Raw genomic sequence first — 26360 nt, 5'->3', positions numbered from 1 at the left:
TGGCCCTAAATAAATTAAAGTCATTGCTTTTAATATTTTATTGGTAATGAATATTTTTATATCAGGGAAAAAGAAAAATAGCATTACATAAATAAAAGATAATATAAATGCACTCAAAATATAAAGTTTTGCTTTTAAATTATTAGATCGCATATAATTTTTCTACCTTTCCTCTTATGGATTAAATGCATCTTGAATAAGATCAGCAATATAAGAAAGGAACATCGCTATCATTTAGATCTATCAACCCAAGAAGGATCTTCTGCCGTATTACATAGATTCCACAAATACTGAATATCTGAATCTAATTGAATTGTTATATATAAATTTCCGTTTTTCTCTAAATACGCATATCCCAAATATTTAAGAACATTTATCATATTTTTCTTATATTCATCTGAATAGTCAAACTCCCTAATAAATGCCTGCTCTTTTTCGCTATATACAACTTTTGTAAAACGAATATATAAGTGTAACTCATTAGCAAAAGATTTAAACATAGTAAACACTAAAAATTGAATCATTACGATAATAATTTTAAAATTCTTTTTCATAATTTATACTCCAGTTTTGACGCATCACAAAAGATGCTGCCATACCATTTTCGACTAATTTATTGGCTTCAGAATTCCAATAAGCTCCTTTGCCAGAAATAATAACAGCTCCAAACTCATTATGCCAATCATATAAATCCCAAAAACCAAATGAAATACTGCCGCTTACCATAGTTTTTCCATTATTTTTCTTCATATTTACATTACAAAAAGCGGTAACTGTAAATGTCCCAGAAGCAGTGCTAAAATATCAGAAGGAACTTCGTTCACCGTTCTTGTTTCTCCATTTTTCATACTATTCGCTATATTTTCAAATTCTGCTTCGTAATATGAAATACAAGTATTTTGAACCGTATTTACTTCATCAAATGAGCGCAATCAATTAGAGTCTAAATTGACAGGAGTTCCTTCCGCACTTAAAAAATGTAGTAGATTAGAGGCCACTACGATTGAACCTGCTTTTTGACTGGATAAAGCCAAACCCATGTATTTTGCATAAATAGTTTCAATATCATCTTCCTTCCCATCAGGATCTTCATACTTCACCGGATTATTGGCTTGAAGCTCGCTATCGCTTCGCGGCCCGATGCCCGCGTAGTGGTACAGGTGCAGGTTCACGACATTAAACACCCCGCCCATGCCGGGCAAGTTCTCGTTGTGCTTCTTCGCCTCGTCGTTCGCCAGCGCAATGATTCTGAGCCGCTGCTGAATTGTCAAAGAGCAAAACTGCAAAATATTTCATGGGAATATCTTGCAGAGATTTCTTTCAAACTGTTTTATTATAATGCGCTAATGGCAAATCGTAAAATACTATTTCGATATTAGGAGCTTACAGCAGTGATTTAAGCAATTTTACAAAAATTATGAGGTTTAATCTTTACTCTTTTATTATTCTTTAAGAAAGTAATCATCTATTTTTTTGGTACAAATTTTTTTTAAATCTTTTTCTTGATCAAAACACATGTTAAATGCAGCTGTATAATCTGTTGTTAATTTAAATCTCTTTATATTAACTCCTATCCAACATACATATATTACATTCTCACTATCCTCTTTTAACATTTTTTCACCAAAGTAGCCAAGTCTGTTTAATCCCGTTAATACAACTTCATTATTAACAACAACAGAAAAATATGCATTTCCAATATCATAATCTCTTAATTGTATTTTCGTATTCATTATTTCTTCATCTGAGTAATAAAATTCCAATACCTCTTTATCATACTTCAAGCATTTATCAAAAGATACAAAAAATGAACATGCTTTTTCTTTAATTAATTCATTATAATTTTTTGAAACTATTATATCATATGTATCTTTTTTATCATATTCCCAAAAAACTATCCCTGAAAAGCAACGAGCCTTTATCTGAAAAATCATAAATGATCCTATTATTAAAAATTTTCTTTTCATTTGCCACTCCATATATATGGATTATTGTTCTTTTTGTTTTTTTTCATTATCTCTTTTTACAGAATCATAATTCTTTAACCATCCCTGAACATATTCATTTATAGATAATGTTCCTGTATAACTACTTCGTGTTTTCCACGAAGTCATAGCCGGAGATCCAATCAGATTTCCACTTTTATCATGTGCGGGTTGTGTAGACGTTCCCCTTGGATATTGACAAGAATACCAATCTTCTTGTTCCGATATTGATAACCACGACTTATGATAATACGGGTCTACTACATATTTCTTTCCATCAATAATAACTGTAGCTGCTACATGAAATCTATAGCGATTAGAATTATCTTCTGAATCTTTATCGGGAACTTTTGAAGGATCTCTTTTTGCCGCTTTTTCTGCCTTTATAACTCCCGGCATAACAGGAGATGTAACATAAGAATAATCTGTTACTCCAAAACCCAATTTTTCCAATTCTCCTGCAATAACAGTTGCTCGAGCATAGCAACCATCTTCATAATTTTCTGTATACAAATTTACTCCATTAATTGTTCCTTTGTAAAACATTTCTTCTCCAAGTTGTCTCAGTTCTTTTAATTGCCTTTCCGCCTCAGAAACATCTTCTTCTAAACCTGTAGGATCAATATATCGAATCGGATTATTATCCGCATAATGATAAAAATTAAAATTTATTGGATTATAAATACCACCGGATGAACCATTTGATTTTCCATCAACATAGTAAGATAGCGCCGGATCCGCACTCAACCACCTCGAATACTTCGGGTCAAGGTAGCGCGCACCGTAGTATTTAACGCCCGTCCTGTCCCCTTTTGAAAACATGCGGGCATCTACGGCGTCGCACGTCGAAAATAAATGCTCGACGTATACCCGATACGCCTCCGCTTTATTTTCGGCTGTCTCCTTGTATCTGCTCCGCCTCTTTTCAAAAGGCATTGTTTTTCCGCTTCCGGCAAGGATTGCCGTAAGCGGAAAAACCTCCGCTAAGATGTTTCTTTTTAATAATACCTTTCTTCTGGCGGACTGCCGATACTTGTGTACTATTATGACTATGTAAAAGTACACAAGTATCGGCACCGCGCTTTCCGCTCCAATCTTTTTGCCGCTGCTGCTTTGTTCAGGCGGTGTTTTTCCACTCGGCCGCTTCAAAAACCGCAGGTGCATTATATGCGCGGCAAAAAGGATTTCTGCTTCAATCGCTGTCCGGGGGATACTACCTTCCCTATTTCTGTTTATTCCTCACATACGGCCGCAACTCGTTCTGTGAGAAGAGAGTATTTTTATTAGCTGAAAAGATCTTTTTTAACACTCATCACATACTTCATCCTTGATTGTTACCTCTTTCTTTTTTATTGACTTACAAAAGCTTCTTTAAAAGCTTTCTCAAATGTATAAACATCGTTCACCATATCAAGTCTCATAATTCCGTAATTGGCTGCATCCGACCAAAATTCAAGAATAAAACCATCGTTTTCATAACAAATTTTTGTTACAGGATAGTCCGCTATCGCAGTGCCATAATCCTTAAAATGAATTGTTTTCATTTTAGACTTTCCTGTTTTTGTATTATAATAAATTAAGCTTATTTCATTCACTCTTGTATAATCATAATTTTTTACATAAACAATTTCGGTTAGATCATTTGATATCGCTATTTCCATTATATTTTCATCAATCTTATTCATCTGTCCCCTTTTAAAATCGAGAAAATATACTGCCCGATTGTGTGTATGAACTCTATTAATGACCACTTCCCCCAATGTTTGAATTAAAACACATTTAGACTTATCTTCCGATACTGAATAATCAAAATGATCCCTCCCAGAAGTTAAATTCCAACTTTTAACATTATTAAAGAAAATTTTATTTTGACCGTCTGAAATGGTCAAAGTTTCATTTTCATATTCATAAATCGGATTCTTTATTCTACTTATTTCGCTTTTAGTATGTAAAAGGCAAGAACTAAATAGGGAGATAAATAGAATAATTGCTATTTTTTTTAGACATTTCATTGTATGCCTCCTTGTTGTGTATAAATGATATAATCGGTTACTCTATTGACAGGCACAACGATTCCTACATCAGGTATATTTTGCCACCCTAATCCGCCTCGATTATTTTTAGCTGAGTCAGTTCCCATTGTTCCATCGTAATCCGATGTTGGAGAAATAACGAAATAATTAGTTCCTTATTAAAAGTCCTTTTATACTTAATATCTATTTGCTTTTTAGAAACAGTTATAGATTCCTGTTTTTCACCATTGATTGTAATTTCTAATGTAGTTTTCTCAGTTATGCGACATTCCATCAGTGAACCAACCAAAGCGATTCCATTATATGTATTATTCAATTGTTCCTAAAATTTTAATAAACTTATCCTCAGATGAAATTTTATCAATCCTATGACTTTCAAATGAATAGCGATACCACGAATGTGGAGCGGAAGGTCTTGCTATCGTACAAAAGCTCATCAGAATAAAAATCGGCAGATATTTTATATAGTACCCATAATCAAATTTCGAAAAATAGAGATAATCAGCTGTCAGATAATATCTATCGTTTACAAAACCGTTTTTCTCATTTTTTAATCCGCGAATATTTAATTCAGTTTGTTCTAATGTATTATAGTTCAAAATAGAAATCTTCCCCTTCTCATTTATTCCAACAAAAGATTCCTTTAAAGGCATATAACCATACCCAATTAAATTAGGCTCTACCCGTTCAACCATATTTTTATTATAATTAAATTTTGTTATAGAGTTATTTCCACTGTCATAAAAAAATATCATATCACGATAAAAACTGCATATTTGCAATCCATGAAAAGCTGCAGAACTTACAGTCCGATAATTTCTTGTTTTTAGATCTATTAGATAAAACATGTTATTATACTTCCCTTCTATCAAAGCTACAGAATCAGATACAAAGAAAAGCACTTCTCTGATAGATACGGATGGCTCATTGTACTTTACCAAAATTGATTTTTCTTCTTCTCCATTTTTATTTATGCAAATAAACACAGAATAATCTTTTTTTGCTATATGAAACCACCCTGTTTGTGAAATCTGATCAAAAGCAAAATCAGCGCCTTGCGGAATGTTAATCGTTCTACTCCCCCATTTTACAATTCTATCAGATTCCACTTCATAAATTAAATTTGATTGAATTTCTTTTTGGGAGGTATATTTACTATACGCAAAAACAAACAAACAAAAGGCCACTAAGCAAAAAGATATAAAATAAATATATCTATTTTTTTTCATTTTTGCCTCCATCTTATAACAGTACTTTCAGGATTTGCGAGATAAAGATTTACACCGATTTCATTTGGAATTGACGAACTAAATATATGGTTTATGTTTACAAAAGGATTTATTGCTTTTATACCACTACCTTCTGCTGTCAATGCATTTCTTGCAAAAATTCCGCAACTATCATTAAAAACTTGATAACCGGAAAAGGATTGCCCTTCTACAAATGCTTTATCATAAATTTTTGCATCCTCACGACCCTGAGTATTAAAAACTATCATTTCATCAAAATCCATTTTCTGTAAAGCGGCAATCATATCTTCACGCTTATCAAAAGTCCTTAATAAACAGCCAGCTCGGGTTGGCTGCTTCATTGCTTGAACGCTCCCTTGAGTAGGAAACTTTAGAGGCAGATTGCTTAGCACAGTTGTATCATGACCCCATTTATCTTTTACAGTACTCCCTGGCGATATATTACTTTTTATACCATTAGCTTCTTTTGATATACCAGTCACTTCAAAAAAAGCATATTTTCCATCCTTTGTTTGGACATACATACCAGCATGCCCAAAACCTTCTGCTCCTTCATTATCCAAAATATATCCAGATTCCTTCCCATCAGGATCGATATACTTCACCGGATTATTCCCCGCGTAGTGGTACAGATGTAGGTTCACCACATTAAATACGCCCCCCATTCCTGCAAGCTCTGACGGATCAGAGCCTGCAGCTGGGACATACTCACCCAGCGCCGGATCCCCACTCAACCATCTACTATACTTCGGGTCAAGGTACCGCGCTCCGTAGTAGTACAAACCGATCTCTTCATCCATCTCCCCCTTTTGAAAATATACACGCCGTCTGCTTCGTCGCTTCAAAAAAATTAATCCTCAACGTATCATAGATACGCCTGCGGTTAATTTTTTCTCGCTCCTCACATCCAGCATGTCTCTTTTCAAAAGGCCTCGTTTTTCCGCTTCCGGCAATCCCTGCCGCAAGCGGAAAAACCTCCGGCGTAGTGTTTCTTTTTAATAAGCATCTTTCTTTGGCGGACTGCTGCATTTTGTTTACTATTACTTCAAAGAAAACAAAATGCAGCACCGCGCTTTCCGCTCCAATCTTTTTACCGCTGCTGTTTTGTTCCCGCGGTGTTTTTTTCTCAGTACCGACACGGATGTCGATGGTTCTAAGCGGAAGCGCGTTTTGCTGAGCAAAACGTGCTATCAAACCTGTACAAGAATGTACAGGTTTGATAACCGCTCCCAAAAACCGCACTTGCATTATACGCGCGGCAAAAAGGATTTCTGCTTCAATCGCTGTCCGAAACACTACCGTCCCTATTTCTGTTTGCTTCCCACATACGGCCGTAACTCGTCCTGTGAGAAAGAGAGCGTTTTTTAGACATCGCATTGTATGCTTCATCTTTTTACGATCTATTTCACGCAAAATAATCAATCCATCTTAACAAGTATCATAAATATAGAAACAAAAATACTCCAAATAATACTAAATTCGATTGTTAAAACAATCTCATATTTATCAAGCCATGGAAAAAAACTATTAATAAAAAGACCTACTACAAGAGTCAAAAATGCAGAACCAAAGTAAATCAGCAATGTGATAAAAAATTTACGAACAGGACGCATAATCTACCTCAACTCTGACTTTTGGTTTAGTGAATGATACATATCTATAACAGTAGGAATTACAGATTCTCCAACCACACCAGCAGCTCCAGCCCATTTTGGTTGTTGAATTTCAAAACCTTCAACAGTCCCTGTTAATAAATTGGGAACCCTACTCGTACTTGTTGAACAACTTCCAATAGCAGCTTGTGTAAGTCCACTAGTCACAAATGCAGAAGCGGCACCTTTTCCCATAGCCTGTAGTGTTTCAGAAATTGATTGTTTTTTACCTTTAATCGCTTTTGAAGCAACATCTTTTAATCCAGCATCAACTGCACCAGAAACTGTATTTATAGCGACTGTTTTTGCAACATTTGATGCAATAATTTTTGACGCCGAAACAGCACCTCTTTTTGCTATTTGAATAGTTGCAGTTTTTGCTGCATTTGTAACAATTGCTCCAGAAACACCAGCAGTCAACGCACCTATTGCTGTAGATGTGGCGATGACCGCCCGGGAAGTTTTATCTGAGAATGTATTGTTCAAGGCATCACCAAAAGACTGCCCAGATGCCATTCTTAAACCAACCTCTGATGCAACAGAAGTAAAAAAACCTACAGCAGCACCGATTACAAAATTTATACATCTCCCATCCGGATCTTCGTATTTAATGGGATTATTCCCCGCGTAATGGTACAGGTGTAGATTCACCACATTAAACACCCCGCCCATGCCGGGTAAGTTCTCGTTGTGCTTCTTCGACTCGTCGTCTATCGGGACTTTGGGTATGTATTCTCCCAGTGCCGGGTCTCCCGACAACCATCTACTATACTTCGGGTCAAGGTACCGCGCTCCGTAGTAATACAGCCCCGTCTCTTCGTCCATCTCTTTGCCGGTAAACCTAAACGGTAACTTGTCTAAACCGGCCGCTACCTCTTCAATCCAGAGCTCTCCGTATGGCGTGTACTCGATATGCTCATACTGCTTCCCTCTCCAGTCGGTTACGAATTGCGCGCTGCCTAAGTGGTCTGAGTGGTAGTAGTAGCGCTTCTCTCGCTGTTCTGCGTTATCGCCGTTGTTATCGGTGTGCGTCATCGCGGTAACAAGGCGTGAGTTACCGACAAAGATATGCTTATGTACTCTCAAGCCCTGCGGGTTGTTCTTATCTTGCACGGGGATGTGTATTGTGTAGAAGTTATTAAAGTATAAGGTTTCGCTTCTCCCTTCTTCCGTATACTTTAAGGCGCGCTGACCATCCTCACCGTAGCGGTAGTGCACGGTGTAGCTGCGGTCGCTCGATTTGGTGAGGAGGTTCTTCTCGTTCCACGTGTAGTTACGGCGGTACGCGAATAGGTTTTCAGGATGTGTCTCTTCCGTCTCCTTCGGCGCGTCAAGGCCGAAGCCGTAGTCGGTGCCGTAGACGTCGGTGTCGGGGTCGTAGTTATACGTAAAGACAAACTCTTCGTCGTCGGTAAAGGGTCCGTCTTTTTCTGCCGTGATGTTGCCGTTTGCGTCATAGCGGTAGTAGCGATTCCCTGCGTGAACTAAACGATGTGCATACGCAGGGTCATACTCGTAATCCAGGCTATAGTCCAAATCAGCATTGGGGTAGGCGTTACCGCGGGCGCCGGGGAGGTTCGTGGTGCTGGACTTCTTTGTCATGTTCCCATTCCCTTTTGAAAATATACACGCCGTCTGCTTCGTCGCTTCAAAAAAATTAATCCTCAACGTATCATAGATACGCCTGCGGTTAATTTTTTCTCGCTCCTTGCATCCGGCATGTCTCTTTTCAAAAGGCATCGTTTTTCTGCTTCCTATCGTAAGCGGAAAAACCTCCGGCACAGTGTTTCTTTTTAATAAAAATCTTTCTTTGGCGGACTGCTGCATTTTGTTTACTATTACAATAAAGAAAACAAAATGCAGCACCGCGCTTGCTTCGAAGCTACGCCTATCGGCTCCGCTGCACCATACCGCTCCAATCTTTTCGCCGCTGCTGTTTTGTTTAAGCGGTGTTTTTCCGCTTAAGCGCTTCAAAAACCGCACCTGCATTACACGAGCGGCAAAAAGGATTTCTGCTTCAATCGCTGTCCGGGGGAGGGAATAATTAAGCTGTGAATAAAAACAATTTGTTTTCACCTTTAAAAAATAGTTTCCCTTTCAATACCGCCATGGATGGTGGTGGTTCTAAACAGTATCATGTTTTGTCATCAGCAAAACATGATATCAAATCTGTACAAGGACGTACAGATTTGATATGGCTTCCCACATACGGCCGTAACTTGTTATGTGGGAAGTGAGGGTAAAGTTTTATAACGAGCTCTTTATAATCTCATAGGCTATCATTTGATACCTGATAGACCGGGTAAACTGTACACTACAATAACTAGTTTTCATTTTTTTCTTCTTCAGTTTTTTCCCTTATAACTATATAACTGGAATTTCCAAATTCACCTCTTTTCAAGAATTTTTTTATCGATTTCAATTTCTTTCTTCAAATTAATTACCTCAAAATAATTGAAAAGAGGTACATTTTTACCACGCGTGCGGTAGTTTTTTTGCCTATCATATTTTATAATATGCGATTCATAGCAGTGTTTCTATAAATACATTTGCAAAAAATACTACAAAATAATCAATTATTTACTATTTGCAAAATAGTTATCAAACTTTATCTTGAATTTATTTGTTAAATCTTTCTCGTCGTATCTTCCAACTAATATTCCCCAATCAAAATGACTCATATATACGAAAGCATCTTTGTTCTGCATATATATTTGAATCATATAATATTCTCTGTCTGGATTTTTTTCTTTATAAAAACGATTACAAATCACATAGAAAGATTTATCCTTAGACAGTTCTTTAAGAAAAACACTTGCAGTAGTTTCTCTATAGTTCTTCAAACTCTTTTTCCGGAAAGCCTCACGAATGCGCTTATAAAAAGACTCTTGTTCATTCCATATATCCCATTTAAATCTAGCCTGCAAATCTAAAAATGCATTATGTAATGATTCATCATCAGTAGAATATGATAAAATATAATTTATTTGAGCAAATTGCTCATATTCCACTCTTTTTTCAACATAATACATATTTTCCAGTAACGAAACATTTCCATTAACTTTTGTTGTAAAAAATATATCATCAGAAGAATTTCGAAATTTACCATTTACAATAAAATCTATCGCATTCTCGATAACCTTTTCCGTATCATAATACGGATTAAATGTTCGTATAAATTCAATAACCCTTTCACAAAACAATGTAGCCAGACTTGTCAGAATTATAAGGATTATATATTTTATTTTTTGTGGAAGTTTATTTTGCCCAGCTGAAATCTTCATAATTTAGGGTCCTTTCATAAGTGATATGAGTTTGCTTTTTAGAAACTTCTATAGGTTTTTGTTTCTCGCCATTGATTGTAATCTCTAATGTAGTTTTCTCAGTTATACTATGTTCCATTAGCGCATAAACCAAAGCAGCCCCATTAATAGATCTGACATCTTCGTTTTTTGCCGTTTTTGTTGTTATTTCTACAATTTCAATGTTTGGAACTTCTCCTGTTGTCTGCGATATATCAGCTGCTTTATTACTAATGTTTTGCAAAGCATTATTTAACTGATTTAAATTATCCGGTTTTACGCTCAATAAACCATCTGCTGTAGAAGCAGCGTTAGCAATATTTCCAATAACACCACTAAAGAATGTTGATATAGCAGTTGCAGCAAAACCCAAAAAACTATGAACCGTATCTCGCCTGTCTTGCTTTGCTTTCTGCCCATCCCTAATAGTTGAAAAATCATTCCAAGATAAATTTCTTTCTATTCTGTTTACTTCTTTGCTTTGTGAGAATTTCCCATCCGGATCTTCGTATTTAATGGGATTATTCCCCGCGTAGTGGTACAGGTGTAAGTTCACGACATTGTACACTCCGCCCATGCCCGGCAGGTCCTCGTTGTGCTTCTTTGCCTCGTCGTCTATCGGCGCTTTCGGTATGTAATCGCTTAGTGCAGGGTCTCCACTCAACCATCTCGAATACTTCGGGTCAAGGTAGCGCGCTCCGTAATAGTATAAACCGGTTTCCTCCCCTTTTGAAAATATGCGGGCATCTACGGCGTCGCACTGTCAAAAGCGTACTTCCGTGTACGCTTTTGACGACGAGTTTCGGTCGGAGCCGAAACATCGCTTCTGTTTAAACCAGCGGCATCCATGCCGCTTCTGAAAATCCTCACCGTATCAGAACCGCCACGGACGGCGGTGGTTCACGTCAGTAGCGTGTTTGCTCTGCAAACACGTAGGTAAAAATGTACAAGGATGTACATTTTTACCGTGCCTCCGCTTTATTTTCGGCTGTCTCCTTGTATCTGCTCCGCCTCTTTTCAAAAGGCTTCGTTTTTCCGCTTCCGGCAAGAATTGCCGTAAGCGGAAAAACCCCCGGTAAAGTGTTTCTTGCAATTCTTATTGTTATGCTTTTGGCGGACTGCCGATACTTGTGTACCATTATTACAATATAAAGGTGCACAAGTATCGGCACCGCGCTTTCCGCTCCAATCTTTTCGCCGCTGCTGTTTTGTTCCCGCGGTGTTTTTTTCTCAGTACCGACACGGATGTCGGTGGTTCTAAGCAGAAGCGCGTTTTGCTGAGCAAAACGTGCTATCAAACCTGTACAAGGATGTACAGGTTTGATAAACGCTCCCAAAAACCGCACCTGCATTACACGAGCAGCAAAAAGGATTTCCGCTTCAATCGCTGTCCGGGGGTGAGGATAGTTAGGCTGTAAATAAAAACAAAATTTTGTTTTCAATTTAAAAAATATTTTTCCCTTCACTACCGCCATGGATGGCGGTGGTTCTAAACAGTATCATGTTTTGCCGTCAGCAAAACATGATATTAAATCTGTACAAGGACGTACAGATTTGATATAGCTTCCCACATACGGCCGTAACTCGTTCTGTGGGAAGTGAGGGTAAAGTTTTATAACGAGCTCTTTATAATCTCATAGGCTATCATTTGATACCTGATAGACCGGTTAAACTGTACACTACAATAACTAGTCCTCATTTTTTTCTTCTTCAGTTTTTTCCCTGATAACTATATAACTGGAATTTCCAAATCCACCTCTTTTCAAGAATTTTTTGTATTTTTTGTCGATTTCAATGTCTTTTTTCAAATTGAATACTGTAAAAAAGATATTTTTCTCATTCAAAATATCTTTTTTGGTATATAACAATTCCTTTCCATCCTCATTCGGTACGATTTTATACACATTCATTTCAATAAACACCGTATCTAATGCATTGATAATTTTATCCATATCTATAAATTCTTTACCATCTTCATCTCGTGAAAAAGAATCACCAAACCCCATACTATACAGAATATCAGAATTAGCCGGCCTCCAAAACAAGCAGGCAAATCCGGAAGGTTTAATAACTATCGGCGCCAATGCTATAGAGGGGCCAAAGGAACTTTCTTCTTTGTACTTAAAAGCCATTAGTCCGTCATAAGTAACGTCAACATCATATAGTTTATCAGTTGACACTTGATAGATAGTTTTTACTTCCACTAAAATAGGTCCACCTGTTGCATTAAGTATGTAAAGTCTCGCACTAGGAAGACATGATGTTAGACTCATCGTTATTACGGCTATACATATTATGTATATTTTTCTCATACATTCCTCCTTATTTCAATTATTTTTTTTCTTCTTTATTCTTTTCTTCATTGTATTTTTCAGCCCATTGCTCCGTCCAAAAATGCTTATAAGGATCGTCGTCTCCATTTTCTCTAAGTTCATTGCATCTATTACATTTATTTGTATTATGCATCGCCGCATGAATAATACTTGGAATTCCTATGACAAATAAATATAACGGCCCCAATATCCACGATTGGTAATAATGTCCTTTTTCATGCGATTTGAATGAAGGATGTCCCATACCAATGCTCCCTAATGTTATTCCATCCTTACGGTTTGGGAGGTTTACATATTTAAAACCACCATCCCAATCAACGGTTCCCCCGATCCGAGAATAAAGCCATACCCTAATAGTAATCCGAGAATTTCTTGAGGCCCAAACCACAGGGTCTGCGGCAACATCAATATTGAATGACCGATCAATTTCCATGTATTAATAAAATTGGATTTAAATTTCTCTCCAAAATTTGACCAATTATTATCACGAATCGATTGAATTACCGCCCCTATTAAATCATCAATAATAAAAAACTTACCGGTAGGATCCACATATTTAACCGGATTATTCCCCGCGTAGTGGTACAGGTGACATCATAATTACAATTGCTTCGATAATTTTTATTTCTTCCACTTTTACATCTCCAGAAGTAATAAGCTTTTATCTTTAAGATAATTTAATAATCCATCAATATCCTCATTTTCTAAAAATTTTTGAACATCTTTGTAAATCTGTTTTATTTCTCTGCATGTTTTACTAATATTTAGTTCAGAAGTTTTTTCTGTATACACCATCCATGAGTGCCCCTCAGCTTCAGTGCCAAGAGAGACAAAAGAGTAAGAACTTGCTACTGTTATACTTCTAATTTTTTCAGAAAAGCTCTTAGCTGTTGGATTATAGCCAAATTCTTCTCCTATAGTCATTTTCATCTCATAAAATCATTCTTATTTATTAATTCATATATTTTTTCCATAGACAGGTTATAATACGTAATCATTAGATCTCCATTATCAAGAAACTTAGTTTCTTTTAAATCAAAAATTAAATACTTAATTGCAGTGTTATCATAATTACGATTTATATAAAATATCTTTTTTCCTTTGAATATATCTAACACATAAACATCCTCTTCTCCTACAAGTGCATAGCTTCCGGTAATATCTACTGCCATCACAAAATTAACCGGATTAGATATTATTCCGTCATTCACTGACACAAAAATAGAATAAACTCCCGGATTGCCCGTATGAATTTTAATTTCGAAAATTTTATTCTTAAACCATTTAATAGCATCTTTTCTAAGTTTATAACGCAATTTAAGTGAAAAAATCATAAGCTCATTTTGAGTTTTCTTATTCCATATAAATCCTTTAGTTACACCGCCATGCTCTGTAAATTTAAAATATGAACTTCCATCATCAGAATAATATTTTGTATCAGGAAGAAGTTCTTGAGATGATAGTTTTACCCAAAAAAGAAAGATCAATATAATAACACCATATTTTTTCATGGCCAAACTCTCATCCCATACGAAGGATTTGCTGGATTGTAGTTAATAAATTCCGTAGCAATTAACATAGAAACATTCCACTGAACGATACCTTCTCCATCCTTGTATAAAGCCGATTCATACACCATTACATCAATAACCTCATACGTTTGAATTTGAAATCGCTCAAATAAATGATCAACATCTTCATCATAGTGAGAGGAAAAGTGTTCTATGTGAGGAATAAAGCGCTTTTTAAAACTAATTTTATCTTTGTTTTTTATTGCCAGTAAAAGCGCTTCTGTTCTTTTCTTCTCTATGTGCTTCATATCTTGAAAAATCAGAGGCCATCTCCACCCCTCAGTAAATAATATCATTCCATATACAACAACATAAAATAGTTTTTTCATATCAACTCCTTAGAAATTAAGTTTTGCAGAACAATTATCATCATTAAATGTCCACCTTGAATCTTTTTTATCCCATTCTGCTTTGAAATCTTGATACATTTGTTTATTGTTACCAAAATTAACGGTAAACTGGGCTTTTAAGTCGCTTGCCTTTACCCCTTGTATGTACCCTCGGATTAAAGCTGGTCGCCCACCAATGTATCCCCTTAAAACTGCCAACTTCTTTTCCATTTAAGGTTAAACTTGCTTGCATATCCATTGCTAAAGATTTATCAACCTTAAAATATCCTGCTAGTCCCGCCAATCCTGCTTTTGAAAAAGTTAAGCGTTTGGAGTCATGATTTTCTTCGGCAAACTCTTGTTATTATTTTTTACAAAAACTACAAGAAACAAAGAATACCTCAGCATTCACCTACATTGTTTTAAACACTCTAAGCAGTTTTAAGCTATCATATAAGAAAAAATTCTTTGTTTCAAAAACATATATACATTTTTTCTTATTAATTAAATCTATTACAATAAGGGTTTTGTCTTTTACAAAAGCACTATAACCTTCTTTTTTTAAATTATTATAATACGCAGATATGTCATAATCAAAAACTTTCAGTTCTTTTTTTAACACATCTTCAAACTCTTCAGGATATCTTCCTTCTAACGAATAATATTCTTCTATCCATGCAGCAATTGTAGGTGTAATATTTGTAATATCCCTAATTTTCAAAGCAGCCACATCTCCTATAAATATATAAATAAATATTATTATCAATGCAATCTTTTTCATTTATTGTAACTCCTTGATGCTGTTTAAGTTCCCCCGCACCGGATCAGGGGATTCCGGTAAGCTCAATGTCCCGTTGATCATATCCGTAAAGTGATCCGTATACGATTCGATCCGCTTCCCTTCCTCTGTTACTTCATACAGCCGGCTAATCATTATCGCGACTTTTCTTCCGCCGCCCCTTCATACTTTTCATCGTTAAAGTATACCTGTATCGTCTTCCCGGCTTTCTTATTATCCTAGCACACCACTGTGCTGCTGTCAAAATCAAAACTATGCTTTATTCGTAGCGAGACGGATACACCTGTTGTTCTTCGGCTGCGCTCTATTTGCACTATGTACTTTTTTCTGCTATACTGGAAACTATGCAAGAGCAAAAACAAGCGGCAAACAGGAATTATAAAGATTCGGTTTTTGTAGACCTGTTTGGTGAAGATAAAAACGCAAAAGAAAATTTTCTCTCATTATATAATGCTCTACACGGCACTCATCTGGGCAATTCAGTACCGTTAGAATCACTCCGCCTTGAACAAGTTATCTATATGTCTTTCTACAATGATGTATCATATCTCATTGATAACAAAATGATTGTATTGGCTGAACATCAGTCAACCATCAATCCTAATATGCCAATACGATGCCTCGAATATGTCGTACGATTATATGAACGGCTGTTAGATGCTCAAGAACGATACGCACGCTCGCTCGTAAAAATCCCAACGCCGGAATTTTATGTTTTTTATAATGGAATCGAAGACTATCCGAATGAAACCGAATTAAAGCTTTCCGATTCTTTTATGACAAAACCGGAGCATATTCCGTTAGAATTAAAAGTAAAAGTACTGAATATCAATAAAAATAAAAAACATACAATACTGCAAAACTGTAAACCGTTAGCGGAATACAGTATGTTCGTGGAAACGGTACGACGAAATATTGAACAAGATAAAGAACACGGTTTTGAAAATGCAATAAAAGAATGTATACAAAACGGTATTCTCAAAGAATACCTGCAACGAAAAGCCAAGGAGGTCATAAATATGTTAATAGCAGAATACGATTATGCTACCGATATCGCCGTACAGCGCGCTGAAGAGCGGAAAATAGCTTATACCGAAGGCAGATCTCTTGGTATCGCCGAAGGTAAGCGCGAAACAGCGCGGAACTTACTTTCTATGGGCTTATCTATCGACACTATTGCACACGCAACCGGTTTGACCATACAGGAAATCGAGAAAATCCATTTATAATTTTCCCATTCGATGGACTGTCAACCGATCTCACTTCCAATCTTTTTGTCGCTGCTGTTTTCTTTAAGCGGTGTTTTTCCGCTCTCAGTACCGACACGGATGTCGGTGGTTCTAAGCAGAAACACGTTTTGCTGAGCAAAACGTGCTATCAAACCTGTACAAGGATATACAGGTTTGATAGCCGCTCCAAAAACCGCACAATTCTACAATCGTCCACGGATGGAAATATTCAAAAATGTACTTCCGTGTACATTTTTGAATTACGAGTTTTTCAGTGGAAAAACTCGCCCTTGCTCAATACCCCCTGACATCCTGTCAGTACACAAGTTTGACATTTCGCCAAACTTGTGTTCAAGCGTTGTACTCAGGACGTACAACGCTTGAAAATGGATTTCTGCTTCAATCGCTGTCCGGGATACTACCTTCCCTATTTCTGTTTATTCCTCACATACGGCCGTAACTCGTTCTGGGGGAAGTGAGGGTAAAGTTTTATAACAAGCTCTTTATAATCTCATAGGCTATCATTTGATACCTGATAGACCGGGTAAACTGTACACTACAATAACTAGTTTTCATTTTTTTCTTCTTCAGTTTTTTCCCTTATAACTATATAAAAATCATTACTAAGAAAACGTTTTTTTAAAAATTCCTTATACTTTTTGTCAATATCAATTTCTTTTTTTAAATCGAATAAATAACAACAGATATTTTTCTCATTCAAAATATCTGTTTTAGTGTATAATAATTCTCTACCATTTTCATTCGGTACAATTTTATACACATTCATTTCAATAAACACCGTATCTAATGCTTTAATAATTTTATCCATATCTATAAATTTTTTACCATCTTCATCTCGTGAAATAGAAATACCAAAGCCCATACTAAGCAGAATATCACAACTATCGGCTTCACAAGCTAAGCAGGCAAACTCTGAAGGTTTTAGGACTATCGGAGCCAATGCTACAGAAAGACCAAAACTAGTTTCTTCGTCTTCTTTAAGAGACATCCGTCCATCATATCGAACTTTAACATCATAGAATTTATCACTTGATACCTGATAGATGGTTTTTACTTCCACTAAAATAGGTCCACCTGTTGCATTAAGTATATAAAGCCTCGCACTAGCAAGACATGATGTCAGGCTCATCGTTATTACGGCTATACATATTATGTATATTTTTCTCATACATTCCTCCTTATTTCAATTATTTTTTTTCTTCTTTATTCTTGTCTTTATTATATCGTTCGTCCCATTGCTCCGTCCAAAAATGCTTATAAGCATTTTTATCTCCATTTCCATACAATTCATTACATCTATTACATTTATTTGTATTATGCATCGCCGCATGAATACCGCTTGGTATCCCTATGACAAATAAATATAACGGTCCCAATATCCACGATTGGTAATAATGTCCTTTTTCATGCGATTTTACATCAGGATCCCCTATACCGACACTTCCTAAAGTTATTCCCTTATCCTTCCATGAAGAGCCTGTCATATTTACATATGTAAAACCGCCATCCCAATCAACCGTTCCTCCTGATCCAAGAATACAACCATACCCTAATAGTAATCCGAGAATTTCTTGAGTCCCAAACCACAATGTCTGCGGCAACATCAATATTGAATGACCGATCAATTTCCATGTATTAATAAAATTGGATTTAAATTTCTCTCCAAAATTTGACCAATTATTATCACGAATTGATTGAATTACCGCCCCTATTAAATCATCAATAATAAAAAACTTACCGGTAGGATCCACATACTTCACCGGATTATTCCCCGCGTAGTGGTACAGGTGCAAGTTCACGACATTAAACACCCCTCCCATGCCAGGCAGTTTTTCGTTATGTTTCTTTGCCTCGTCATCTATCGGCGCTTTTGGAATGTAATCGCCCAACGCCGGATCTCCACTCAGCCACCTCGAATACCTCGGGTCAAGGTAGCGCGCACCGTAGTAGTACAAGCCCGTCTCCTCATCCATCTCCTTACCCGTAAACCGGAAGGGTAGCTTGTCTAACCCAGCGGCAACCTCTTCAATCCATAACTCTCCGTACGGCGTGTACTCTATGTGTTCGTATTGCTTTCCTCTCCAGTCGGTTACGAACTGGGCGCTTCCGAGGTGGTCTGAGTGGTAGTAGTAGCGCTTTTCCCTCTGCTCTGCATTATCCCCGTTGTTATCGGTGTGCGTCATCGCGGTAACTAAACGGCTGTTACCGACAAAGATGTGCTTATGCACTCTCAAGCCGTGCGGGTTATTCTTGTCCTGCACGGGGATATGTATCGTGTAGAAGTTATTGAAATACAGCGTTTCGCTTCTACCTTCTTCCGTATACTTTAAGGCGCGCTGGCCGTCCTCTCCGTAACGATAGTGTACCGTGTAGCTGCGGTCGCTCGATTTCGTGAGGAGGTTCTTCTCGTTCCAGGTGTAGTTACGGCGGTACGCGAATAGGTTCTCCGGATGCGTCTCTTCCGTCTCCTTCGGCGCGTCAAGGCCGAAGCCATAATCGGTGCCGTAGACGTCGGTGTCAGGGTCGTAGTTATACGTAAAGACAAACTCTTCATCATCCGTAAAGGGGGGGCCGTCTTTTTCCGCCGTTATGTTACCGTTCACGTCATAGCGGTAGTAGCGGTTTCCTGCGTGCACAAGCCGGTGTGCATAAGAGGGGGTCGTATTCGTAATCAAGACTGTAGTCTAGCTCTGCTTTCGGGTAGGCGTTACCGCGGGAGCCGGGAAGGTTCGTGGTGCTGACCTTCCGTGTCATGTTCCCGTCTCCTTTTGAAAATATGCGGGCATCTACGGCGTCGCACGCCGAAAATAAATGCTCGACGTATACCCGATACGCCTCCGCTTTATTTTCGGCTGTCTCCTTGTATCTGCTCCGCCTCTTTTCAAAAGGCTTCGTTTTTCCGCTTCCGGCAAGGATTGCCGTAAGCGGAAAAACCCCCGGTAAAGAGCTTTTGTTGTTTTTGTTTCTTGCTTTTTTGGCGGACTGCTGCATTTTGTTTACTATTACTATAAAGAAAACAAAATGCAGCACCGCGCTTTCCGCTCCAATCTTTTTACCGCTGCTGTTTTGTTCCCGCGGTGTTTTTCCGCTCGGCCGCTTCAAAAACCGCACTTGCATTACACGAGCGGCAAAAAGGATTTCCGCTTCAATCGCTGTCCGGGGGACTACCTTCCCTATTTCTGTTTGCTTCTCACATACGGCCGTAACTCGTTCTGTGAGGAAGAGAGAATATCACTTTATTTTCTATCAATTATTTTAGTATTTAAAATACATCTCATTTATCCTTAAATGTTCGTGAAAAATATATTCTATCACTAAATAATGCATGGGAAAGTCTAAACTCATCAGTATAAATATCATTAAATATCGTTAATAGTGATTTTACCGGCTTTTCATCTTTTAAATATACTTTTTCATCTTGACATATCAGCTCAGAATCATAAGTTTGCAAAAGATCGTGCTTCTTTAAAATCCGGACATTGCCTTTAATAGGAATTTTTATGTTTTCATTTTCTATTGAATTCTGTAATACATCAGAGTATATTTCAATCTCACTCTCCGGTAGATTTTTTAATAAATAGCTCGAGTCCCAGATACCATTCTCAAAATACATCGTAATATTTGTACAAGTGCCATTATCAAGCATTAGGTCTGTCCTTTTATATACCGGGAATTCAGAACCGTCTATATATACATCATATATGGAACCGTTTTCATCATATCTATATTTCTCAATAACTTTCATGCTCTCTATATCTAATTTATATTTTTTGATGATTGTTGAATAAATCGTTAGTGGTTGAAAATTTTTACCAAATTTTCCGTCAGAATATGCATAAGTCCCTGTAATGCCAATATCATATTCGGCTAATCGATAAGCAGTGTAGTTAAAATCCTCCTGCTCATCTTTTATAAATGAAAATCTTGCATACGCCTTTCCTTTTTTATCTTCTGTAGTAACACTGTCTATTTCCATAAAAGTAAGAACACCATCTTCAGTATAGGTATATCGTTTTTCAAACAGAACCTCATTTGTAAAAAAATCATAGTATACGGTCTTGTATATTTTATTATTTTGTACGGTATCTATAAATTTTACCTTATCAGAGCCATAATACAATCCTTTAATATATTCATGATTTGAATCTTTAAAATAGTGATACGAGAAAAGTGGAATTTTAAGTTTTTCGTTACTAACACTATCCAATTCGTATGAACCGTCAAAATGTCTTACATAATAATTAAAGTTATTCTGTATATCTTCACCGAAAATAGCCGTTACATGTATAAAAGTTAAAAAAATAAATACATACTTCATACCCATATCTCCTATTCGTTAATTTTAATATCTTTATATAGTTCATTTGATGCTTTCACTTCATCCGCAATAAGAAGTATTGCATCTTTTGCCAATATGCCACTTGTTGTATATTCAGTAAAACTTGTAATTGTAATATTCATTATAAAATTAGAGTTTCCATCTTTTTTTTCGTGAACAGGAAAACCTTTCTCAATTAATTTAGTTGATAGATCAGAAATAAATGACTGCTCAATTCCTACCATCATTAAAAACTCTTTCTCGCTTTTGGTATAATTTTGAGCTTTCGCTTCCGGTGTACTAAAGAGAGCCTTTGCTAAATCAGCTAAAGAAATAATTTTTCCTGCAGAACTAGATATAGCTCCAGCGATAGCCTTACTTACTTCTATAAGAGTATCTTTTAAGTCATTACTAGGTAATGATGCTAATGTTTGATAGTCACCCAGTGAAGATACACCTAGTGATGCCTGAAGAATATCCGCTATTTTAAACCAATCTTTTTGATTCTGTGAATAACCACCACCTAAAGGAACCCCTGTAAATTTTTGGAGTTTTGGACCACCCACTTGGAAATTAGGAATATGATACGGCAACACATCAAACATCCCATCCGGGTCAGTATACTTCACCGGATTATTCCCCGCGTAATGGTACAAGTGCAGGTTCACCACATTAAACACCCCGCCCATGCCCGGTAAGTTCTCGTTGTGTTTCTTCGCCTCGTCGTCTATCGGAGCTTTGGGTATATAGTCGCTTAGCGCCGGGTCTCCACTCAACCACCTTGAATACTTCGGGTCAAGGTAACGCGCCCCGTAGTAGTACAAGCCCGTCTCTTCATCCATCTCCTTACCGGTAAACCTAAACGGCAGCTTGTCTAAGCCTGCAGCAACTTCCTCTATCCACAGCTCCCCGTATGGCGTGTACTCGATGTGCTCGTATTGGCGGCCTCTCCAGTCGGTTACGAATTGCGCGCTGCCTAAGTGGTCTGAGTGGTAGTAGTAGCGCTTCTCGCGTTGTTCTGCATTGTCTCCGTTGTTATCGGTATGGGTCATTGCCGTAACAAGACGGCTGTTACCCACAAAGATGTGCTTATGCACTCGCAAGCCTTGCGGGTTATTCTTATCCTGCACGGGGATGTGTATCGTGTAGAAGTTATTGAAGTAGAGCGTTTCAGAACGTCCTTCTTCCGTATACTTTAAGGCACGCTGGCCGTCCTCACCGTAGCGGTAGTGTACGGTGTAGCTGCGGTCGCTTGATTTAGTGAGTAAGTTCTTCTCGTTCCACGTATAGTTACGCCGGTACGCAAATAGGTTCTCAGGATGACTCTCTTCCGTCTCCTTCGGCGCGTCAAGGCCGAAGCCGTAGTCGGTACCGTAGACGTCGGTGTCGGGGTCATAGCTGTAGGTAAAGACAAACTCCTCGTCCTCGGTAAATGGCCCGTCTTTTTCAGCCGTTATGTTCCCGTTCGCATCGTAGCGGTAGTAGCGATTCCCTGCGTGAACTAAACGATGTGCATACGCAGGGTCATACTCGTAATCCAGGCTATAGTCCAAATCAGCATTGGGGTAGGCGTTACCGCGGGAACCGGGTATGTTCGTGGTGCTGGCCTTACGTGTCATGTTCCCGATACCGTCAAAGGCAAAGTCTTGCTTGTACTTTGCAACATGTACCGGCGTACTTCCAAAGCTCTTTATCGCTTTGTATTGGTTGCTGGTTCCCTCTACTCCGATAAGTTGGTATAAACTGTCGTAGGTGTAACTCTGGCTCGTTTCATACACACTTGCGTCATTGCTATACCCTAAGACATTGCCGACCTTGTCAAAGCGGTAACTTATCTTTTGGAAGGTTTCATCGGTTTGTTTATTTTTGGTTTCAATGTCTTTCAGCCATCGCCGTTTATCGTCGTAGCGGTAGCGGGTTTCAACTCCATTGCCGTACTTAATGTACACTCTCTGCCCGTGTTCATCATAAACAATCGTGTCAATGTAAGAATAGGTTTCCGTTCCCTTTACCGTGTTCTTTACGCCGCTCACCCCTTTGAGCTGTCCGCCTTTGTCATAGGTGTAGGTGATGGTTTCCCCATCGGGGTATTTCATCGTCTGCATACGACCTAAGTAGTCGGAGCAGTAAGTAAAGGTTGCCGTTTCCGGCTTACTGAGTACCTCATAGCGCTTAATCGTTCGTGTCTCTTCTACGACTTCGCTTAAGCGTCCGTACTTGTACTTGATTTCTCCACTCTCATCTTTCTTATACACTATCTCTCCGGCTCCCGCTTGCCCTGCTTGGCCGTAGGTGTATTCAACGTCTTCACTAAACGGGTAGTCTATTTTTACGAGCCGGTCAAAGCCGTCATAGACGTACTGTATCTCACTGAGTTTACTGCGCAGCAGTGAATCCGTTTCCGCTTCAAGGAGGCCTTTACTGTCATAGCGCCATTCTTTCCGGCCTGAGTCTTTACTTTCTAAGGCTACTTTTCTCCCTAACAGGTCGTATGTTACCGAGACAATGTTTTCATTTGCGTCGTATGCGCGCAGCATCTCTCCCAATACAGAGTATTCATATCGGCCTTTGGTTAAGCGTGTGCCGTTTTTATCGAGACGTTCTACTTCGCAGATGTTTCCGCGCGCGTCTTTTTTCGTAACGCTCTTATTCTCTAACGGGTCGGTTGCGATTGTTACCTGTAAACCGTCTTCTATTTCGTACTCATTTTTCTGCTCGCTTCCGTCCGGTAATAGGGTGTTGATTACCCTGTCGATGCCGTCCCCTTTTGAAAATATGCGGGCATCTACGGCGTCGCACGCCGAAAATAAATGCTCGACGTATACCCGATACGCCTCCGCTTTATTTTCGGCTGTCTCCTTGTATCTGCTCCACCTCTTTTCAAAAAGGCATCGTTTTTCCGCTTCCTATCGTAAGCGGAAAAACCTCGAATAAGGTGTTTTTGTTACTTCTGCTTCTTCCTTCTTTGGCGGACTGCTGCATTTTGTTTACTATTACTATAAAGAAAACAAAATGCAGCACCGCGCTTTCCGCTCCAATCTTTTTACCGCTGCTGTTTTGTTCCCGCGGTGTTTTTCCGCTCGGCCGCTTCAAAAACCGCACTTGCATTACACGAGCGGCAAAAAGGATTTCCGCTTCAATCGCTGTCCGGGGGACTACCTTCCCCTATTTCTGTTTGCTTCTCACATACGGCCGTAACTCGTTCTGTGAGGAAGAGAGAATATCACTTTATTTTCTATCAATTATTTTAGTATTTAAAATACATCTCATTTATCCTTAAATGTTCGTGAAAAATATATTCTATCACTAAATAATGCATGGGAAAGTCTAAACTCATCAGTATAAATATCATTAAATATCGTTAATAGTGATTTTACCGGCTTTTCATCTTTTAAATATACTTTTCATCTTGACATATCAGCTCAGAATCATAAGTTTGCAAAGATCGTGCTTCTTTAAAATCCGGACATTGCCTTTAATAGGAATTTTTATGTTTTCATTTTCTATTGAATTCTGTAATACATCAGAGTATATTTCAATCTCACTCTCCGGTAGATTTTTAATAAATAGCTCGAGTCCCAGATACCATTCTCAAAATACATCGTAATATTTGTACAAGTGCCATTATCAAGCATTAGGTCTGTCCTTTTATATACCGGGAATTCAGAACCGTCTATATATACATCATATATGGAACCGTTTTCATCATATCTATATTTCTCAATAACTTTCATGCTCTCTATATCTAATTTATATTTTTTGATGATTGTTGAATAAATCGTTAGTGGTTGAAAATTTTACCAAATTTTCCGTCAGAATATGCATAAGTCCCTGTAATGCCAATATCATATTCGGCTAATCGATAAGCAGTGTAGTTAAAATCCTCCTGCTCATCTTTTATAAATGAAAATCTTGCATACGCCTTTCCTTTTTTATCTTCTGTAGTAACACTGTCTATTTCCATAAAAGTAAGAACACCATCTTCAGTATAGGTATATCGTTTTTCAAACAGAACCTCATTTGTAAAAAAATCATAGTATACGGTCTTGTATATTTTATTATTTTGTACGGTATCTATAAATTTTACCTTATCAGAGCCATAATACAATCCTTTAATATATTCATGATTTGAATCTTTAAAATAGTGATACGAGAAAAGTGGAATTTTGAGTTTTCGTTACTAACACTATCCAATTCGTATGAACCGTCAAAATGTCTTACATAATAATTAAAGTTATTCTGTATATCTTCACCGAAAATAGCCGTTACATGTATAAAAGTTAAAAAAATAAATACATACTTCATACCCATATCTCCTATTCGTTAATTTTAATATCTTTATATAGTTCATTTGATGCTTTCACTTCATCCGCAATAAGAAGTATTGCATCTTTTGCCAATATGCCACTTGTTGTATATTCAGTAAAACTTGTAATTGTAATATTCATTATAAAATTAGAGTTTCCATCTTTTTTTTCGTGAACAGGAAAACCTTTCTCAATTAATTTAGTTGATAGATCAGAAATAAATGACTGCTCAATTCCTACCATCATTAAAAACTCTTTCTCGCTTTTGGTATAATTTTGAGCTTTCGCTTCCGGTGTACTAAAGAGAGCCTTTGCTAAATCAGCTAAAGAAATAATTTTTCCTGCAGAACTAGATATAGCTCCAGCGATAGCCTTACTTACTTCTATAAGAGTATCTTTTAAGTCATTACTAGGTAATGATGCTAATGTTTGATAGTCACCCAGTGAAGATACACCTAGTGATGCCTGAAGAATATCCGCTATTTTAAACCAATCTTTTTGATTCTGTGAATAACCACCACCTAAAGGAACCCCTGTAAATTTTTGGAGTTTTGGACCACCCACTTGGAAATTAGGAATATGATACGGCAACACATCAAACATCCCATCAGGATCTTCATACTTCACCGGATTATTCCCCGCGTAGTGGTACAGGTGTAGATTGACTGTGTTATATACTCCACCCATTCCCGCGAGCTTTGACGGATCTGCTCCTGCAGATGGTATATACTCTCCCAGCGCCGGGTCTCCACTCAACCACCTTGAATACTTCGGGTCAAGGTAACGCGCTCCGTAATAGTATAAGCCCGTCTCTTCATCCATCTCCTTTCCCGTAAACCTGAACGGCAGCTTATCTAAGCCAGCCGCGACTTCTTCAATCCATAACTCTCCGTAAGGTGTGTACTCGATGTGCTCGTATTGTCTGCCTCTCCAGTCGGTTACAAACTGTGCGCTGCCGAGGTGGTCGCTGTGGTAGTAATACCGCTTCTCGCGCTGTTCGGCATTATCTCCGTTGTTGTCGGTGTGCGTCATCGCCGTTACAAGACGGCTGTTCCCCACAAAGATGTGCTTGTGCACGCGTAAGCCTTGCGGGTTGTTTTTATCCTCTTTTGAAAATATACACGGCGTCTGCTTCGTCGCTTCAAAAAAATTAATCCTCAACGTATCATAGATACGCCTGTGGTTAATTTTTTCTCGCTCCTCGTATCCGGCATGTCTCTTTTCAAAAGGC

General features: G+C 37.8%; 24 protein-coding genes and 5 pseudogenes. 1 reads left to right on the top strand and 28 read right to left on the bottom strand.

Features of this window, described 5'->3' with window-relative positions:
• Positions 1-230: 230 nt before the first annotated feature.
• From GWP43_RS01105 to GWP43_RS00995, 22 genes and pseudogenes are all read right to left on the bottom strand, one after another.
• Positions 231-554, bottom strand: a complete 324-nt coding sequence (locus tag GWP43_RS01105; RefSeq protein WP_162662087.1) for a hypothetical protein — start codon at positions 552-554, stop codon at positions 231-233.
• Entirely contained in the window at positions 538-750 is a 213-nt protein-coding gene (locus tag GWP43_RS01100; protein WP_162662086.1) for a hypothetical protein, read from the bottom strand. Before GWP43_RS01100 ends, GWP43_RS01105 begins: the two co-directional genes overlap by 17 nt.
• Before the next feature lie 182 nt (positions 751-932).
• On the bottom strand, positions 933-1286 hold the full coding sequence (locus GWP43_RS14390; RefSeq protein ID WP_162661904.1) for a hypothetical protein: 354 nt from the start codon (positions 1284-1286) through the stop codon (positions 933-935).
• Positions 1287-1442: 156 nt separating this feature from the next.
• The gene (locus GWP43_RS01090; protein ID WP_162662085.1) at positions 1443-1967 is read right to left on the bottom strand and encodes a hypothetical protein; all 525 of its coding nucleotides are present in this window, start codon (positions 1965-1967) and stop codon (positions 1443-1445) included.
• Positions 1968-1988: 21 nt separating this feature from the next.
• Entirely contained in the window at positions 1989-2807 is an 819-nt protein-coding gene (locus GWP43_RS01085; protein ID WP_230977866.1) for an RHS repeat-associated core domain-containing protein, read from the bottom strand.
• A gap of 527 nt (positions 2808-3334) precedes the next feature.
• Positions 3335-3997, bottom strand: a complete 663-nt coding sequence (locus tag GWP43_RS01080) for a hypothetical protein (protein ID WP_162662083.1) — start codon at positions 3995-3997, stop codon at positions 3335-3337.
• A gap of 329 nt (positions 3998-4326) precedes the next feature.
• A complete protein-coding gene (locus GWP43_RS01070) occupies positions 4327-5247 on the bottom strand; it encodes a hypothetical protein (RefSeq protein ID WP_162662081.1) in 921 nt (306 codons plus the stop codon).
• 599 nt (positions 5248-5846) lie between these two features.
• Positions 5847-6083: pseudogene (locus GWP43_RS15490) on the bottom strand (RHS repeat-associated core domain-containing protein); the annotation flags it as partial.
• On the bottom strand, positions 6061-6681 hold the full coding sequence (locus GWP43_RS01060) for a hypothetical protein (protein WP_162661903.1): 621 nt from the start codon (positions 6679-6681) through the stop codon (positions 6061-6063). The gene GWP43_RS01060 and the pseudogene GWP43_RS15490, both read right to left, overlap by 23 nt.
• Positions 6682-6884: 203 nt before the next feature.
• Entirely contained in the window at positions 6885-8996 is a 2112-nt protein-coding gene (locus tag GWP43_RS01055; protein WP_230977862.1) for an RHS repeat domain-containing protein, read from the bottom strand.
• A gap of 500 nt (positions 8997-9496) precedes the next feature.
• Positions 9497-10204, bottom strand: coding sequence for a hypothetical protein (locus tag GWP43_RS01050; protein ID WP_162662079.1), 708 nt, complete (start codon positions 10202-10204; stop codon positions 9497-9499).
• A 508-nt stretch (positions 10205-10712) separates the two neighbouring features.
• Positions 10713-10946 (bottom strand): annotated as a pseudogene (locus GWP43_RS15485) (RHS repeat-associated core domain-containing protein); the annotation flags it as partial.
• A 238-nt stretch (positions 10947-11184) separates the two neighbouring features.
• A complete protein-coding gene (locus GWP43_RS01040; protein ID WP_162661902.1) occupies positions 11185-11664 on the bottom strand; it encodes a hypothetical protein in 480 nt (159 codons plus the stop codon).
• A 246-nt stretch (positions 11665-11910) separates the two neighbouring features.
• Positions 11911-12534, bottom strand: coding sequence for a hypothetical protein (locus GWP43_RS14380; protein ID WP_230977852.1), 624 nt, complete (start codon positions 12532-12534; stop codon positions 11911-11913).
• A gap of 19 nt (positions 12535-12553) precedes the next feature.
• Positions 12554-12799, bottom strand: coding sequence for a hypothetical protein (locus GWP43_RS01030; protein WP_162662078.1), 246 nt, complete (start codon positions 12797-12799; stop codon positions 12554-12556).
• A 44-nt stretch (positions 12800-12843) separates the two neighbouring features.
• Positions 12844-13107: a hypothetical protein gene (locus GWP43_RS01025; protein WP_162662077.1), complete on the bottom strand. Its 264-nt coding sequence runs from the start codon at positions 13105-13107 to the stop codon at positions 12844-12846.
• An 84-nt stretch (positions 13108-13191) separates the two neighbouring features.
• Entirely contained in the window at positions 13192-13479 is a 288-nt protein-coding gene (locus tag GWP43_RS01020) for a hypothetical protein (protein ID WP_162662076.1), read from the bottom strand.
• Positions 13480-13481: 2 nt separating this feature from the next.
• On the bottom strand, positions 13482-14066 hold the full coding sequence (locus GWP43_RS01015; RefSeq protein ID WP_162662075.1) for a hypothetical protein: 585 nt from the start codon (positions 14064-14066) through the stop codon (positions 13482-13484).
• On the bottom strand, positions 14063-14455 hold the full coding sequence (locus GWP43_RS01010; protein WP_162662074.1) for a hypothetical protein: 393 nt from the start codon (positions 14453-14455) through the stop codon (positions 14063-14065). The genes GWP43_RS01015 and GWP43_RS01010 overlap by 4 nt, the downstream gene beginning before the upstream one ends.
• Before the next feature lie 9 nt (positions 14456-14464).
• Positions 14465-14686 carry a hypothetical protein gene (locus GWP43_RS01005; protein WP_162662073.1) on the bottom strand — a complete coding sequence of 74 codons (222 nt, stop codon included), beginning with the start codon at positions 14684-14686 and terminating at the stop codon, positions 14465-14467.
• A gap of 181 nt (positions 14687-14867) precedes the next feature.
• Complete coding sequence (locus GWP43_RS01000; RefSeq protein ID WP_162662072.1) at positions 14868-15236, bottom strand: hypothetical protein; 369 nt, start codon at positions 15234-15236, stop codon at positions 14868-14870.
• Positions 15237-15389, bottom strand: coding sequence for a hypothetical protein (locus tag GWP43_RS00995; RefSeq protein WP_162662071.1), 153 nt, complete (start codon positions 15387-15389; stop codon positions 15237-15239). It lies immediately after the preceding gene.
• Positions 15390-15598: 209 nt separating this feature from the next.
• On the opposite strand from GWP43_RS00995, the gene GWP43_RS00990 reads away from it, so the two are divergent.
• Entirely contained in the window at positions 15599-16483 is an 885-nt protein-coding gene (locus GWP43_RS00990; protein ID WP_162662070.1) for an Rpn family recombination-promoting nuclease/putative transposase, read from the top strand.
• Between the two features lie 565 nt (positions 16484-17048).
• Here the strand turns inward: GWP43_RS00990 and GWP43_RS00985 are convergent.
• The 6 genes and pseudogenes from GWP43_RS00985 to GWP43_RS15150 all read right to left on the bottom strand — a co-directional run.
• Entirely contained in the window at positions 17049-17672 is a 624-nt protein-coding gene (locus GWP43_RS00985) for a hypothetical protein (RefSeq protein ID WP_162662069.1), read from the bottom strand.
• A 19-nt stretch (positions 17673-17691) separates the two neighbouring features.
• Positions 17692-19621, bottom strand: a pseudogene (locus GWP43_RS00980) (RHS repeat domain-containing protein).
• A gap of 157 nt (positions 19622-19778) precedes the next feature.
• The gene (locus GWP43_RS00975; RefSeq protein WP_162662068.1) at positions 19779-20822 is read right to left on the bottom strand and encodes a hypothetical protein; all 1044 of its coding nucleotides are present in this window, start codon (positions 20820-20822) and stop codon (positions 19779-19781) included.
• Between the two features lie 605 nt (positions 20823-21427).
• A pseudogene (locus tag GWP43_RS14375) lies at positions 21428-23930 on the bottom strand (RHS repeat domain-containing protein); the annotation flags it as partial.
• Between the two features lie 673 nt (positions 23931-24603).
• The gene (locus GWP43_RS00965) at positions 24604-24786 is read right to left on the bottom strand and encodes a hypothetical protein (protein WP_162662067.1); all 183 of its coding nucleotides are present in this window, start codon (positions 24784-24786) and stop codon (positions 24604-24606) included.
• A gap of 946 nt (positions 24787-25732) precedes the next feature.
• Positions 25733-26236: pseudogene (locus tag GWP43_RS15150) on the bottom strand (RHS repeat domain-containing protein); the annotation flags it as partial.
• Positions 26237-26360: the final 124 nt, after the last annotated feature.

It is taken from the genome of Treponema vincentii (assembly GCF_010365865.1).
Lineage (GTDB): Bacteria > Spirochaetota > Spirochaetia > Treponematales > Treponemataceae > Treponema.
Note: the sequence above shows the minus strand (reverse complement) of the source record. Positions and strands in the feature narration are given on the sequence as shown.

Coding starts and splice junctions, on each gene's coding strand:
- GWP43_RS01105 (WP_162662087.1), bottom strand. CDS start 554: ATGAAAAAGAATTTTAAAATTATTATCGTAATGATTCAATTTTTAGTG.
- GWP43_RS01100 (WP_162662086.1), bottom strand. CDS start 750: ATGAAGAAAAATAATGGAAAAACTATGGTAAGCGGCAGTATTTCATTT.
- GWP43_RS01090 (WP_162662085.1), bottom strand. CDS start 1,967: ATGAAAAGAAAATTTTTAATAATAGGATCATTTATGATTTTTCAGATA.
- GWP43_RS01085 (WP_230977866.1), bottom strand. CDS start 2,807: ATGTTTTCAAAAGGGGACAGGACGGGCGTTAAATACTACGGTGCGCGC.
- GWP43_RS01080 (WP_162662083.1), bottom strand. CDS start 3,997: ATGAAATGTCTAAAAAAAATAGCAATTATTCTATTTATCTCCCTATTT.
- GWP43_RS01070 (WP_162662081.1), bottom strand. CDS start 5,247: ATGAAAAAAAATAGATATATTTATTTTATATCTTTTTGCTTAGTGGCC.
- GWP43_RS01050 (WP_162662079.1), bottom strand. CDS start 10,204: ATGAAGATTTCAGCTGGGCAAAATAAACTTCCACAAAAAATAAAATAT.
- GWP43_RS14380 (WP_230977852.1), bottom strand. CDS start 12,534: ATGAGAAAAATATACATAATATGTATAGCCGTAATAACGATGAGTCTA.
- GWP43_RS01030 (WP_162662078.1), bottom strand. CDS start 12,799: ATGGGACATCCTTCATTCAAATCGCATGAAAAAGGACATTATTACCAA.
- GWP43_RS01020 (WP_162662076.1), bottom strand. CDS start 13,479: ATGACTATAGGAGAAGAATTTGGCTATAATCCAACAGCTAAGAGCTTT.
- GWP43_RS01015 (WP_162662075.1), bottom strand. CDS start 14,066: ATGAAAAAATATGGTGTTATTATATTGATCTTTCTTTTTTGGGTAAAA.
- GWP43_RS01010 (WP_162662074.1), bottom strand. CDS start 14,455: ATGAAAAAACTATTTTATGTTGTTGTATATGGAATGATATTATTTACT.
- GWP43_RS01005 (WP_162662073.1), bottom strand. CDS start 14,686: ATGGAAAAGAAGTTGGCAGTTTTAAGGGGATACATTGGTGGGCGACCA.
- GWP43_RS01000 (WP_162662072.1), bottom strand. CDS start 15,236: ATGAAAAAGATTGCATTGATAATAATATTTATTTATATATTTATAGGA.
- GWP43_RS00995 (WP_162662071.1), bottom strand. CDS start 15,389: ATGATTAGCCGGCTGTATGAAGTAACAGAGGAAGGGAAGCGGATCGAA.
- GWP43_RS00990 (WP_162662070.1), top strand. CDS start 15,599: ATGCAAGAGCAAAAACAAGCGGCAAACAGGAATTATAAAGATTCGGTT.
- GWP43_RS00985 (WP_162662069.1), bottom strand. CDS start 17,672: ATGAGAAAAATATACATAATATGTATAGCCGTAATAACGATGAGCCTG.
- GWP43_RS00975 (WP_162662068.1), bottom strand. CDS start 20,822: ATGAAGTATGTATTTATTTTTTTAACTTTTATACATGTAACGGCTATT.
- GWP43_RS00965 (WP_162662067.1), bottom strand. CDS start 24,786: ATGGAAATAGACAGTGTTACTACAGAAGATAAAAAAGGAAAGGCGTAT.